This window comes from Parvularcula bermudensis HTCC2503 (genome assembly GCF_000152825.2).
Lineage (GTDB): Bacteria > Pseudomonadota > Alphaproteobacteria > Caulobacterales > Parvularculaceae > Parvularcula > Parvularcula bermudensis.
Genome location: NC_014414.1, coordinates 1,070,652 through 1,084,447 on the forward strand (window position 1 = coordinate 1,070,652; position 13,796 = coordinate 1,084,447).

The window sequence follows — 13,796 nt, forward strand, 5'->3', positions numbered from 1 at the left end:
GGAGCGCCTCTTCAAAAATCGAAATCTGTTGTAATACCGCGCCGCAGCTGGAGCCTGTGGGTTGCGTAGTCTTGATAATGGGACGTCTTGCCAACGCGCTCACGCAGCTTCAGCACGACTTCCTGATTGTTGTACTTGTCCGCCTCCCGTGACAGCAAAAGCTTCAATGGAAGCTCACGCTCGCGGGCATTGTTCGAGGTGAAATCAAAGGAAAGCTGATGCTCATCGGAGATGAGCGTATCATCGAGAGCGTAAATGCCGGCGAGGAGAGAACGCGGCTGAACCTTCTCTGATACGGCTTGGGCTTGATACAGGGTGACAGCAATCTGACCCGACGTGATCTGGCTCTTGCCCGAAAGGATGATCTGCACTTCCACCTGCGCCAAATCAGCCTCGCGCCGTTTGCCAACCCGAAGGACGGGCACAACGATCTCTTGCAGGCTTGCACCGCCGTGCACGAAGCGAGCGCCAGCGCCTTGCCGACGCAAGCGGTTCACGGAATTGGAGATGAGCACGTCCATATCACCGGTCAGGCCCAACTGCTCTGCCGTGAATTTTGTCATACCAGGCGTTTCTTTGAGGCCTCGGCCAATCACAAAGCGGCGGTTACGGACAATGATCTCATCGCCCTGTGGATCAGCGATTGAATAGCTCGTCTCATCAAGGGCGCGGTGTTGATACAAAAATCCATGGTCGGCGGTGATCAGGATATTTGAGAAATTCGCCGACGTCAGTTTACGGACCAGTGTTACGAGATCTTCGATCGCTTTCTGCGCCGCTTCCGGCAGGCGATCCTCCGTCGCAGCCTTATCCCCAATCGCGTCAATATGATTGTGGTAGACGTAGACGATATCGTGTTCCCGGAAGAGGTCTTTGCCTTCGTCGGACCGCATGTTCATCATCTCTTCGAAAGAGATGACTTTACTCCGGTCGCCTTCACGCCCCTTCGCAAGCAACTTCCCGCGCGCAGCAAGACCACTGGTTTCCTCGCCATCGGCAAGCACCAGCGCACCATCGCCTTTGAACGACAGGGACTGATGCGGGAGCAGTGCCGCCATGCCGAGCTGGGTATAACTGGGCAGTGCACCGATAATCGCGCTCAATTCAGCATCGAACCGGTTGAGCTTTCGAATTTCGCGCAGCGTTTCCTCAGCAATCTCGTAGCGCAGAGCGTCCGAGATAATGACGACAACTTTCTGGTCCTTGCGCCGGTAGGACGCTGCGTGCTTGCGATAGAAATCCAGCTGACGCTCATAGCCAGGAATATCCCACCATTCGAGGCGAGCGACCTGATCCTGCCAGGCATCGTTGATGGCGAGCACGAACGAATTCGCGTAGCGGTTCTCGACTGCGTCAAACAGTTCTGAGAGCAGGGATGACTGCCCGCTTCTCTGAAGGTGATAGAGGAACTTACGGTAAAGCTGGTCGAGGCGGTACCAGCTCGCTACGTAGCGACGAACGCCCTCTACAGGAGAGGTCATGCGCAGATCGGCTTCGGCCAGCGCCTGCTGGAATTCCGTCGCGAAGGAAATCGCCTGATAAATGTCCTGATACGTCTCATACCAGTGGCTCTGGCGGCGGGCGCGTACCCAGCCGAGCACGTCTGCCGCACTGACGGTCTGGGTTGACATCGCATGGACGAGCGAGCGGATGATATGCCGGTCAATCTCCTCGAAATGGTCAGCGGTGACGAGGTCGCGGAAATCACGCGCCCGAACATCCTCCTCGATGCGCAAGACATCCTGATAACGCGCAGAGAGCGCCGCGAACGCGTCGAGCGAGGTGCGGTTATTCTTCCAGCGAGAAAACAGGAGCGCGGCTTCGGTGTTGAGTTTGCCACCCTCCTGCAGCGCGCGCGCATAGGCGGACTGAAACAGCGTGATCGCGAAGTCCTCGAAATCCGGTTCATCGCTTTCGTAGCCATAGACCTGCCGGACCTGATCCCAGAAAAACTTGGTCAGGCCCGACCGCTCAATCAGGCGCACGCCCTCATCCCGCTCATTGGCGAGGTCCCCGAGCAGGCCCTCGATGACCGTGTCGAGGCCGCCCTCAGCGCCTGCACAGACCGCGAGCAGGCGGAGGCGGAGGCGGATGGGGGTGTCATGTGTATCGGCGATTTTCTTCAGCGACTCGACGCGGGACTTGGCGCGGAAGAATTCGAGATGCTCGCGCACCACGCTTTCAAACTTTGGCGGCAGGCCAAGCTCGGCGAGCCAGATCGCGGCCTGATCGGCTTTGAACACGGCCGTTGCGAGCTGCACATCGAGCAGCCAGTTCTCTGAATGCGGTGGCTCAGGGCCGTCCTTATAGAGAAGGAACCGGGTCTTCGGCTCCTGCCGCAGCATGCGATACTTCAGGCCGAACTCATTTTTCGCGATCTCGACCTTCTCAACGCCGTCCAGCGCGAATGCGTCAAAGGCCTCGCGCATGTCCCGGTCCCGGTCATACCAGAAGACGATACGCTCGGTCTCGAACAGGCGCGCAAGGCTGGCGTGGAGGCGATCATGCATCAGCTGAGCCCCGTCACTTTTTTCAGAGCACTGCCGAATTTCGGATAGTTCGCCTTCACGCCGTCATCGAGGTCGATCTCGATCTTTTGCTGCGCCAGCGGGAAGATGACATCGCGCTCCCAGTCACTCAGCTCGGTGATCTGCGCCGCCACCTTCGCCGCGTCTTTCTGCGCTTTTGTGCGTTCGCCCTGAGTCGCGTCCGGATCATCGGAAAGCTGTTCGAGGCGTTTACGCTCCCCTTCCAGCTTGATGATGAAGGCGCGCAGATAGTCATTGAGCAGAATGGAGACCGTGTCGGCGCGGTAGCGGTGCATGTAGATCAGCGCGTTAAACGTCCCCTTGGGGCTGGAGAACATCCAGTAGATCGGGCGCTTCTTATACCGTTTCACGTGGTCGGCATAGAAATCCTTGGTGAAATACTTGCGGATGTCCTTGCCGAGCGCCTCCTCGATATAGCGAAGGTTCTCGCGGAAATGCGCCTCGCCGAAGGTCACGCGCAGGAACAGGCGGAAGCGTTCGGTGATGTCGTCGGAGAACCAGTCACCGTCCAGCACGGGGATGACGTTGTCTTCGTCCGGCATGAAGCTGGGGTCTGGGATGCGGGCGAGGTAGTCCTCCAGCCGCTCGCCCTGATTGGCGAGGATCAGGCCCGGCGCGTCGAGGCTGTAGCGGCCGAACATGCAGCCCACGGCATAGCTGAGGAACTCGGCCATGGTGTCGGCGCGCAGGCGGATTTCGCGGTCTTCCTCGGTGCCCTTCACGCCATAGCGATAGGCGGGGTTGCAGGTGAGGGTGATCTCCTCGATTGGGACCTCGGGGGTCAGTTCATCCTGCAAACCATAGGCATCGATGAAGATGCGGTTGTTCTCTTCCTCGAGGGCCTGCATCTCGTCCGTCATCGACTGCCAGTGGGTGCGCAGTGTGGCATAGCTGTCCGCCAGCGACTCGCCACGATGCTCGGGTGAGAGCAGCGGGAGCGTGGTGAAATCCCAGGAGGTTTCGTAGGCGTCCCAGTCGGATTTCACCCAATCTGCCAATTGATCTGCAGTTTGAGAAACACTGGGGCCAAAATCTGACACAAGGGGTAGGTTTAGGACGTGCCCAAGCTTAAAATCCATCGTAGGAGCGAGCATTTTAAGAAGGTGATCCGCGACACGGCTATTCAGAAACGCTGTAAGGTCAGCAGTTGTGGATGTTCCTGTCGGGAAGCCCATTGGCCCCTTTGCATCGAACATAAATCCTTCAGGGACATGTCTTACGGAGAAACTACCACTCGACATCCCCGACCAAGTGAACCCTCCGCGAAAACCATAGTCACCATTGTAATTGTGTGACCGAATTCGCCCAGTCTTAGGATCAGCAAACTTCCTAAGTTCCTGTCCATCATCATACCAATTTACGAAGTGCTCAAAGTTTCCGGACCAACGCCGATACTCCCCGCCTTTCACATACGGGAACCAACGATAATCTGTGGCAGAAGCCTCTTCCGTCGAGGTGATCCCTATACCTGCTTTGCCAAAAGATACTTCGTGCCATTCACGAAGGAAAAGATCATTGCTACCTGTTGTTAAGCCTTCTCTGGTTTCAGAAAACTCGGAGACCGCGGGGGTTTCTGTAAAGAGTGCTTTTACCTGACCAGAGCACCAATACACGACGGGAGTTCCCGGTAGACTTTCAAAATCTGCCGTTGTGGTAGCTGAGGTCCTTTCATTCTCCATTGGAAATGAATTCGGAACACCTCTCTCGTCGCATTCATAGTAGCGTATGCACTGGTAGTTCCCGGGATAATTCTCTTTCCGGGATTTCTCTGCAACAAACGCAGTGGTCCCGAAATTGATTCCCATGCTGGTTCCACCTTTGCCAAGGTAAGGCATGTGAACCATCGATTGGATCGCTGATCGATCGAAAAAGCTGGTTCTAAATTTCTCATACCGTGAGATAAACATCCAGCTTTCCATTGTAACCAACGCGCTGAATGCCTTTCCCATGTTGAGTGCTTGGCACCGCTCAATGAAGGCGGCAAACAGATCGTACTTCGAGTTTGAATATTCAGCCTTTAGCATTTCACTAAGGACGTCATTCATGCCTTTCCCGCCCATATACGGCGGGTTTGCCACGACCACATGATACTTCGGCGACAGCGCCTCGGCCATGCGCAGCACGGCGATAACGCGCTCTTGCACCTCTTTCAGCAGCAGGTCGCCGCCAAAATCCCACGCCTCGACCACCCGCAGGGTCTCTGCCGGGTCGCGCAGTTTCGGCACGATCAGCGAGCCGAAGTTTTTGGCCTGCTCGAACTGCAACAGCGTCTCGCGCAACTCATCGGTGAACAGATCCTTGCCCACTACGGCGGCCACGTCCTGCATCTCGGCCTCGGTAAAGGCCACGTCCTGCAACACGCAGATGTCGGGCTTTGCCTCCATTCGCAGAAACCGCCGCCGCCCCAGCTTTCCCGCCGCCTTCATCGCCAGCGCAAAGGCCGCCAGTGCCCCCGCGCGGTCGTCGATCTCCACCCCGGTCAGGTTGTGCCTCAGGATCAGCGCGGGGATCTCGGTCGCGTCATATCCTTGTTCCTCGTAGATGGCGTAGAGCAGGTCAAAGGCATAGGTCAGCATGTGCCCCGAGCCTGCGGCGGGATCGCAGATGCGGATCTCTTCCGGTTTGGTGATTTTCAGGAAGTCCGTCTCGGGCTCTTCGGGGGCGATGTAATAGTCCATCTTGGCCGCCAGCCCGCTGTGCGGATTGTTCAGCAGCCAGAGCCGTCCCAGAGAGTTCTCGACCAGATAGCGGACGATCCAGTGCGGGGTGAAGAGCTGCGTCGCGGCCGGGATGTTCTCAGCCGTGATCTTCTGGTTCTTTTTGAGGCCCGCGAAGACCTGATCCTTCTTCTCCGAGATGTAGAACTGGTAAAGCCAGCCGATGATCTCGACGTCCCTACAGGCGTCCTCGGTCATGACTTTGCGCAGTTCAGCAAGGATCGAGGATTGCGACAGCAGATCCTCGGGCATCAGCAGTTCGGTGTAGTCGTCGATCTTCTCGAACAGGAACGGCATGTGCTTGTGCCAGCCGTTGCAGGCGTGGACGAGCAGGAGGCGGTAGGCCTCGCCCTGCGGATCGTTCGACGGCGTGCGCCCATCGAGGAGGGTTTGGATTGTGGCAGGCGCGCCGTCCGGCAGGTTACCCGCCATCGCCTCTGAAAGAAGCTCAGGCCGCGTCTGTCCCTCCGCCGGAGAGACGACACGCACCTGATTGTATCCGTTCACGTCCATGAAGCGCAGCGCGGTGAAGCGGTTGAACCAGGTATAAGCCACCTGTTCGATGATCTGGCGTTTCGAGGTGCGTTTGATCGCCGCCTCAAGCTCCTGCACGGCTTTCGGGGCCTCACGTCGCGCCGCACTTGCCGGATCGAGGACGAGGTCCAGTTTCGCGGTGACCTGATCGATCAGAAGGGTCCGCGCTGCCGGGGCGAATTTCTTGAGGGCGTTTGTCTCCATCACACGATCACCTTCTTGCCCGAACGGATTTCGGCCAGCAGGCGTTCGCGCATCGTGTCGATATAGGCATCGACGTCGCTCTCATCGGTGAGATAGGGCTTGGCGAAAGTGATCTTCACCTGTGTGACGTCGATCATTGGATTGGCATTGCTGTTTGGGCCCTCCCAGTCGGTCGCCGGTTTCTCACCCATCCCCTTCGGCGCGCGCATGCGGTCGATTTCGGACAGCAGCTCCGGCAGGAGCGTTTTGCGCACGCTCGCGCCAAGATCACGCAGCACCGGGATGAGCGGCGTGTTGTCGATCCGCGCTGCCATCCGCTCTATCCGGGCGCTGATGGTTTGGCGCTGTCCATCCGACAGGCTGGCATAGTCCTCCAGCGCTTCAATTTTCGACCGGCAATCCTCAATGGCTGCGCTTGCGCTTTTGCGCTCGTCGAGGCGTTGCAGCTCAACGGCTTCCTTCAGCTGGTAGAGGTCCGTTTTCAGGCTCTGGATCGCGGCGCCTTTGTAGCAGTCCGGCGCGTCGAGAACCTCACGGATTTCGGTGACGCTCGCCGGGTCGGCATAGCCAAGATTGCCCTCCTGATCTCGCAAGAAGGCGCGGGCCTCGTCATAGATGTCCTTCTGCGCCCCGGACATGAAGCTGCGAACCTTGTCGAGGATGTCTTCCTTGGCGTTGAGGAGGTCGTCTTCCTGTTTGGCCGGTTCGGTTACGTACCAGCCCGCAGGCTTGTCCCGCATGGCGTCGACTTTGGCTGCGAGTGGCGTCAGCGCGGTGAGGAACGGATAGTCGTGCTGCCGGTTGATGAGCCGATCAAGTTCATTCGAAAGTTCGCGAACGGCCTCGGCCCATTCCGCGCCCAGTCGCCTCGCGTCCGCGCCCTCAGCCGGCTTTCCAAACAGCTCCCGGTAGAGGTCTTTCGCTTGGCGCAGTTGGGCAGCGGTATACTCAGCCTGTGGCGTCAGAAGGATGTTCGCCAGCATGTGTGAATTGCGCAGAGCCTTGGCGAGGTCATCGCGCTCCAGCACCGTGCCGTCCGACCGGGCCTCGATCTTGCCTTTCCCGGACAGACCCGCCGCCAGACACAGCGTCGCCGTTGCTGGCCAGCCATAGGGTTTCTCGGCGAACCTTTCGACGAGATATTTGACAGAGACTTTGATCCCGTTGCGCGCCTGGGATTGAACATAGTTGAGGACTTCGAGTTCGGCCTCGGACATGCCGCCGCCATCGTCATCACCCAAGAGCGCACTGTCAGGGCTGGCCGCTTTGGCGATATCCGCCTCAGTGTAGGAGACCCCGCGCAGCATGGGCAGGTTCACGTAGACCTTGTCCACCAGGGTCTGGAACGCTTTGACCACCCGCTCTTGCGCATCCTCACCGCCAACATCGATCTCGTCGCCGCGAACAAAGAACCGCGCATCTGAGAAGTGCTTTCGCAAGCGCAGCTCAAGGTCTCTCAGTCTGCGTGCATTTTGCTCGCCCTTTTCCGCGATGATCCGATCCCGGCTTGGCTGTGACGTTCCGCCCCGCGCCTGGCGAATGAATTTGTCGGTCTGCTTGTAAAGCGTCAGGTCGCGGATAAACCGGACATCCGGTTTGAGAAGGACGGACAACTCTTCGCGGCTGAGGCTTCGCATCCTGACAGCCTCTGGCGACTCGATATCATCACCGAAGGGGGAGACGATATTGATTGAGAGTTCGTACTCTCGACCGAGAAGATGATCGTCGAGTTTTCGGCTGAAAGAGTACTCATTGTTTGTTGCAAGATGGCGGATCTTGCGGTGCTTGATAACACCGTCGAATGCGAGCGTTTCCAATTCTTTGGTGAGCTCGGTCGGGTCGACGTCCAGTGATTTGATTTCGGCTTCTACATCTTTTTCCTCGTTCGTGAGAAACTCGTAGAGTTCACCGTTTCGTTGAATGAGCGTGTTGCGTTCTAGAAGGGCCAGAGCCTCCTCGACCTTGCGGCGCAATTCGGTCTGATCGGCCTCAAACTCGGGCAACATCAGAATACTGACGTTGCGAACGGTCGGCTTGAACTCCTTGACGTATTTCACGAGAAACAGCGCCTTGAGAACGCGCACCGCGAACGGATCATCCAGATTGCGTTCCGCTATCTGGATGGATTGCTGAACGGCTGATTTGAGAGCAGTCCGAATCCCCTCGAACATCAGATCGAAGGTTGCGAGATCGCCAAGCTCATGCTTCGCGAGCGACTTGGCCACCTCTTGAAAAACGCCGAGCATCGAGCGCTCGCCTACGGAACTGTGCTTGCCCTCGAAGGCGTTGTGTTGGGAAAGCCCTGTAATCGCGCGCTGAAACAGGTCGTACTGATATGATGGAAAAGGATAGCTCGCGATGAAATGTTCCCGGCCTGAAAAAGGTTTGAACCGAAACGATCCATCGGAAAACTCAAATAGCGTTTTGAGATTGTTTTCTTCACGGGCAAACAGGGTCCCAAGGCGCACTTGCGCATCCTCCGACTTCGCAAGCAGGCGGCGTTGGATAACTTCAGCTACGTCCGCCGAGTTGAGCGGCATGCGGTTTCGGAACCGCGCCTGAATTTTCGAGAAGTCGTGCTCCTGCTGCACGCTCATGTCGCCAACGACTTCCGTAATCGCCTGCTGGGCGGTGACAATGATCCAGGCTTGCCCCTTGCACTTCGTGTTCAGACTTTCAGCGATCGTTTGGAGGTTTGTCATCAGCTTGACGTTGTCGGCGATATACTGGCCGACTTCGTCAACAAAGAAGTTCAATCGGAAGCCTGGCCCCTGCTTGTCGATCCAGGTTTTGACTGAATTGGCGAAGTCCTCGATCGAGACACGAGTATCCTTCCGGTACTGAGACAATATATCTTTTGCAGCCTCAGCGCTTCCGCCGGTCGCATCAGCAAATGCAACAGCGATATTTGGAGCTTCGAGGAGTGCTTGCTCGCGCCCGCGCTCCCAGGAACGGCCGCTATGTTTCTCAAACGCTGATTTGAAGGCGTCGAACACTCCGCGACTATCGAGGTCGCGTTCAAACTGAGCGATATGCGGTTGCTTGCCATAATAGCCGCACATTTCGTCGAAAACTTTCTGGAATACCGACAGGAGCGCGTCGACGTCCGCCTTTGAGATGACGTCAGCTTTCTGATCGATATTGAACAAGATGGATCGCGAGGGGATCGATACCGCTTTCCTGAGCGCGCCAGCGAGCATGGGGTCTTCGCGCAGTTGCTCGACGAAGATGTCGAAAGCGGGGATGTTCTCGACCACCCGGTTTTCGAGAAGCAGCGCCAGCATCTTCAGTAGATGCGATTTGCCCGAGCCGAAAAAGCCAGAGATCCAAACGCCATTAGCCGTATCATAATTGTTGTAGGCATCGAGGAAGTGACCGACGCGCTGGGCTATTTCACCCGTGATCACATATTCTTCGAGTTCGGTCCGCAGACTCGCCTCATCATCTGCTTTGATGACGCCATCAATGGGCCGGTCGACCGGCTTCAGGAAAATGTCTCGTAGCATGACGGCCATCGGCTCAGACCTCGTAGTTCATAATGTTGAAGGCTCGATAATATTTATCGTCGTGGAGCAGGCCGAATAGATCCAGCGATGCGCCCGTTGCCAATCCATGTGTATATTCTCCAGGAAAGAACATAACGGTTGGCTTGTCTTTGGCTGTGCTTTGCAGATTGTTGAGCACGTTATGCGATCGGATGTAGGGATAGACCTCGCCAACACCGGAAATAAAAATGACGTCGTGCGCTTGAGAGGCGATCGCTTCACCAATTCGAGGGATCAAGTGCGCCTGCGGATCAAGCACGCCCTGGAGGAGCTCTCGGAGCTCATCCTTTTCCGCGTTCGATTCAATCGCAAGGACTTCTTCCAGGACACGTCTTTCGGCAAGGATCTCTAGCGACAGATCGTAAAGGCTTAGATCCAGTACCCGGACTCCTGCGTGAATTACACGTTTGGCGAGGCCCTCGCGGTCACGATGCATCGTTAGCCCTTCCCGAGCAGGATATGGGCAAATGAAGAATGGCACCTCATTTCCGAGGCCCTGCTTGGACAAAAACCGTTCGCTGGTCACCACACTGAAGAGGTGATCGATGCGCTCTTTCTGGTTCATCTTGGCTGTCATGCGCTTGCCTCCTGTTCCAGGCCTGGAAACAGTTCGATTTCACGTGGCTTATTTTGAGCGATTAGCGACCTCAGACGCGCAGAGAGGAGTGCTTTTTGTATCCGATTTTCAACGGTAATGATCCCTGCGTCTCGCATAATACGAAACAGCACCTGACGTAATTTTTTGCGGGTTGACGAACTAATTTTCGTCAGCTCCTCGTGCCATTCGGCTTTTGCATCAAAGAATACATCAAAGCTCTCAAGGGGGAGTTCGAGACGGTAGGAGAGATATCGATCTCGAATGACCTCACAAGCAAACTCCTCAACGAACCGATACGCCCGGCAGGTCGCCAACCACAGCAATGCTTGCTGCTCATTTCGATCTGGCGTGACGGACAGAAGCTCAATTTCAGGCGGACAAAGCGTGCAGAGCCTATTGGCGATCTCGCGAAGCGTTCGCCGTCTGGATGCTATTTTCGGCGATGAGATAATGCCCGACTGGATTGCACGAGAAATAGTCTCCGCCCATCGCTCTGAAGGATCCCGCAGCTTTGCGACCTCAACGCTCTCGTTGATGAATAGTCCGCCAACAGCGAAGGACATTTTGTAGGGAGACTGGTCATCCGTTTTCATCTCGGAGTATCTCCCTCGAGAAAGCGAGATGTACCGCCTTTCAAAAGAACAATCTGCTGGTCCTTCGGTGCGCGTGCTGAAGGATCGGTGTCGAGGCCGAGACGCCGCAATGTGTAGTAGAGCATCGCACTCCTGACCGAGAGGGTGGTGCGGCCATTCTTCATTGCGTAATCGAGAGCGACAGCGGCCTGCTGCGCATCCGACAGGTCAGGGTGTGGCGCGACAACCAGATCGACCTTCTTGTGCCAGTCGCTATCCGTTTGCGGATCAATGTCTGACGGTTTGCGCGCGCGGTCCTTCAGGATCCGCGAGAGCAGAAAGTCCTTGAAGGATTCGTCCTTGAAGCACCAAGCGCGGGCGTGCCAGCGGAACCCGTCAAATCCGAGCGCGTGGGGCGCGATCCAGCGCCAGGCCGGTTCAGGCTGCGACATGGATTGGTAGCGAACCTCGATCGCCTCCCGGTTCTCAATCGCCCTCAGAACAGAACGGAGGATCGGCGCATCGACACCGCGCGCAGGGGTTGGCGAGGCTTCGAATTCCGGAAGACTGCCGAGCCAGGCGTCGGACCGCTCCACGATCCCCTGATCCAGCAGACGGAGCTGGGAGAGATATCGTCCCGCATCGGGCTCCAAAAACTTCGGCGCGAAACCATCGGCACGGACATAGGTCCGCTCGCTCTTGTCATAGGCCATGTTGCCCGGCGCGAGCTCGAGATAGCGGTTAAGATCGGTGGAGGCCTGGTTCACCGAGACGCCAAAAACTTCCATTAGATCGCCGCGGTTCACGTGCCCCTCCCAATACAGCCGGAACTCGATGAATTCGAGACGCCGCTCGACGCCCCAGCGAAGCTCCGACTTGTTCATTACGCCCATGTCCTCCTGCCGACATGATTGATCCAGTAACTTTGCCCACACAGAAACTGGGTACACGTGCACGTTAAGCGGGATTAACGATTCCTGCAATCCGGAAAATGACGCGCTCGAGTTGAAAAGCGCAACGTCGAGGACTTGCGAACTTTTGCGCCTTTCCCAACTGGGCGGCGGCCTGGTCTAGCCGGATGCTGGAGCGCTCCTCTTGTCTGTTCGGAGCGGATCATGACCGGCACCAAAGTTCTTATCGGCACCTTCTGTCTGGTCTGCCTGATCATTCTGTTCTCGACCTGGGGGGCGACGCAGTGGGCGGCGCATGAACTGGGCTATCAGCCTGGACTAGGTCGGCCTTGGTTCATGCTGGGCGATACGCCCATTTATCGTCCCTGGCGCCTGTTCCAGTGGTGGTATGCCTATGAAGCCTATGCGCCGGGCGTGTTTGCACGGGCCGGTTTCATGGCGGCGGGCGGCGGGTTTCTGGGCGCTGTTGTTGCGGTGATTGGATCGCTGCTGCGCGCGCGATCAAAGAAGCACCTGACCACCTATGGGTCCGCCCGTTGGGCCAGTGCGCGCGATGTCCGCAAGGCGGGCCTTCTGGTCGAGGATGGCGTGTTCCTCGGGCGGTGGCAAAATGCGTATCTCCGCCATGACGGGCCGGAACACGTGATGGCCTTCGCACCGACCCGCTCCGGCAAGGGTGTCGGCCTTGTCGTGCCGACCCTTCTCGGCTGGACCGGCAGCGCGGTCATACACGACATCAAGGGAGAGAACTGGGAGCTGACCTCGGGCTGGCGATCGCGCTTCTCCCATTGTCTGCGCTTCGAACCAACCCATGCCGATTCCGTGAGGTTTAATCCCCTGAGCGAAGTGCGGCGCGGCGACAATGAAGTGCGCGACGTCCAGAACATCGCCGATATCCTCGTCGATCCCGAAGGGTCTCTGGAGCGCCGGAACCATTGGGAAAAGACAGGACATGCCTTGCTTGTGGGCGTCATCCTGCACGTGCTCTATGCTGAAGAAGACAAGACACTGGCCGGTTGCGCACGGTTTCTGTCTGACCCGGAGCGCAGCTTCGAGGCGACCCTGTCCGCCATGATGACAACCCCGCATTTGGGGACGTCAGCACATCCCGTTGTCGCCCAGGCGGCGCGCGAGCTTTTGAACAAGTCAGAGAATGAACGCTCCGGCGTGCTCTCCACCGCCATGAGCTTTCTGGGGCTCTATCGCGACCCGGTCATCGCGCGCGCGACCAGTTCCAGCGACTGGAGGATCGCGGACCTGATTGAGGGCGGGCACCCATGCTCGCTCTATCTGGTCATCCCGCCCTCAGACATATCCCGAACCAAGCCGCTCGTGCGCCTGATCCTCAATCAAATCGGACGCAGGCTGACGGAAGAACTGCCCAAGAAGGACATCCGACGCCATAAACTCCTGATGATGCTGGATGAGTTTCCCGCACTCGGGCGGCTTGATTTCTTCGAAAGCGCGCTTGCCTTCATGGCGGGCTATGGCATGCGCGCCTACCTTATCGCCCAGTCCCTGAACCAGATCGAAAAGGCCTATGGGCCGAACAATGCCATTCTCGACAATTGTCATGTCCGCATCGCCTTTGCGACCAATGATGAGCGAACGGCCAAGCGGATTTCCGACGCCCTCGGAACAACCACGCAGCAACGCGCCCAGCGCAACTATGCCGGACACCGCCTCGCGCCCTGGCTCTCACACGTCATGGTCTCGGCTCAGGAAACGCAGCGCCCCCTCCTGACACCGGGCGAGGTGATGCAACTGCCTCCCGACGAAGAACTCGTGATGGTCTCGGGCGCGCGCCCGCTGAAAGCGAAGAAGCTTCGCTATTTTGAAGACCAGAACTTCACCGCGAGGGTTCTGCCGCCGCCATCCGATCCGCTTCTCCCGGAGAGGCGGGGTGATGACTGGGACGGCGTATTGGCCAGCGCGGAGCCTGTTCCGCAAACTGAAAGCCCGACCGGGTCAGACCAAGGCGGTCTGCAACACAGCCAGACACCCAGCCTCGATCCACCGGAAAAGGAAGCGCCCGCGTGCGAGGAGGCATCCGATCTGACTCTTGAGGAGGGCGATCTTGGTGATCTCGCGGTGAAGACCCTCAAACCCGCCCAGCGCGCTCTTGGCATGGACCGCGCGGACGGCGATTTCTTTCCGAAATTCTGA

General features: G+C 57.6%; 7 protein-coding genes. 1 reads left to right on the forward strand and 6 read right to left on the reverse strand.

Annotated elements, in window-relative coordinates:
• Positions 1 to 11 precede the first annotated feature (11 nt).
• From pglZ to PB2503_RS05185, 6 genes are read right to left on the reverse strand one after another with little or no spacing between them, the layout of a single operon-like run.
• The gene (gene pglZ / locus PB2503_RS05160; RefSeq protein ID WP_013300175.1) at positions 12 to 2,510 is read right to left on the reverse strand and encodes a BREX-1 system phosphatase PglZ type A; all 2,499 of its coding nucleotides are present in this window, start codon (positions 2,508 to 2,510) and stop codon (positions 12 to 14) included.
• The gene (gene pglX / locus PB2503_RS05165; RefSeq protein WP_013300176.1) at positions 2,510 to 6,004 is read right to left on the reverse strand and encodes a BREX-1 system adenine-specific DNA-methyltransferase PglX; all 3,495 of its coding nucleotides are present in this window, start codon (positions 6,002 to 6,004) and stop codon (positions 2,510 to 2,512) included. Before pglX ends, pglZ begins: the two co-directional genes overlap by 1 nt.
• Positions 6,004 to 9,519, reverse strand: a complete 3,516-nt coding sequence (gene brxC / locus PB2503_RS05170; protein WP_013300177.1) for a BREX system P-loop protein BrxC — start codon at positions 9,517 to 9,519, stop codon at positions 6,004 to 6,006. Before brxC ends, pglX begins: the two co-directional genes overlap by 1 nt.
• Before the next feature lie 4 nt (positions 9,520 to 9,523).
• The gene (locus PB2503_RS05175) at positions 9,524 to 10,126 is read right to left on the reverse strand and encodes a DUF1788 domain-containing protein (RefSeq protein ID WP_013300178.1); all 603 of its coding nucleotides are present in this window, start codon (positions 10,124 to 10,126) and stop codon (positions 9,524 to 9,526) included.
• Positions 10,123 to 10,740, reverse strand: a complete 618-nt coding sequence (locus PB2503_RS05180; RefSeq protein ID WP_013300179.1) for a DUF1819 family protein — start codon at positions 10,738 to 10,740, stop codon at positions 10,123 to 10,125. The genes PB2503_RS05175 and PB2503_RS05180 overlap by 4 nt, the downstream gene beginning before the upstream one ends.
• A complete protein-coding gene (locus PB2503_RS05185; protein ID WP_013300180.1) occupies positions 10,737 to 11,603 on the reverse strand; it encodes a helix-turn-helix transcriptional regulator in 867 nt (288 codons plus the stop codon). Before PB2503_RS05185 ends, PB2503_RS05180 begins: the two co-directional genes overlap by 4 nt.
• A 231-nt stretch (positions 11,604 to 11,834) precedes the next feature.
• Here PB2503_RS05185 and PB2503_RS05190 point away from each other — a divergent pair, with 231 nt between their 5' ends.
• Positions 11,835 to 13,796 carry a conjugal transfer protein TraG gene (locus PB2503_RS05190; protein WP_013300181.1) on the forward strand — a complete coding sequence of 654 codons (1,962 nt, stop codon included), beginning with the start codon at positions 11,835 to 11,837 and terminating at the stop codon, positions 13,794 to 13,796.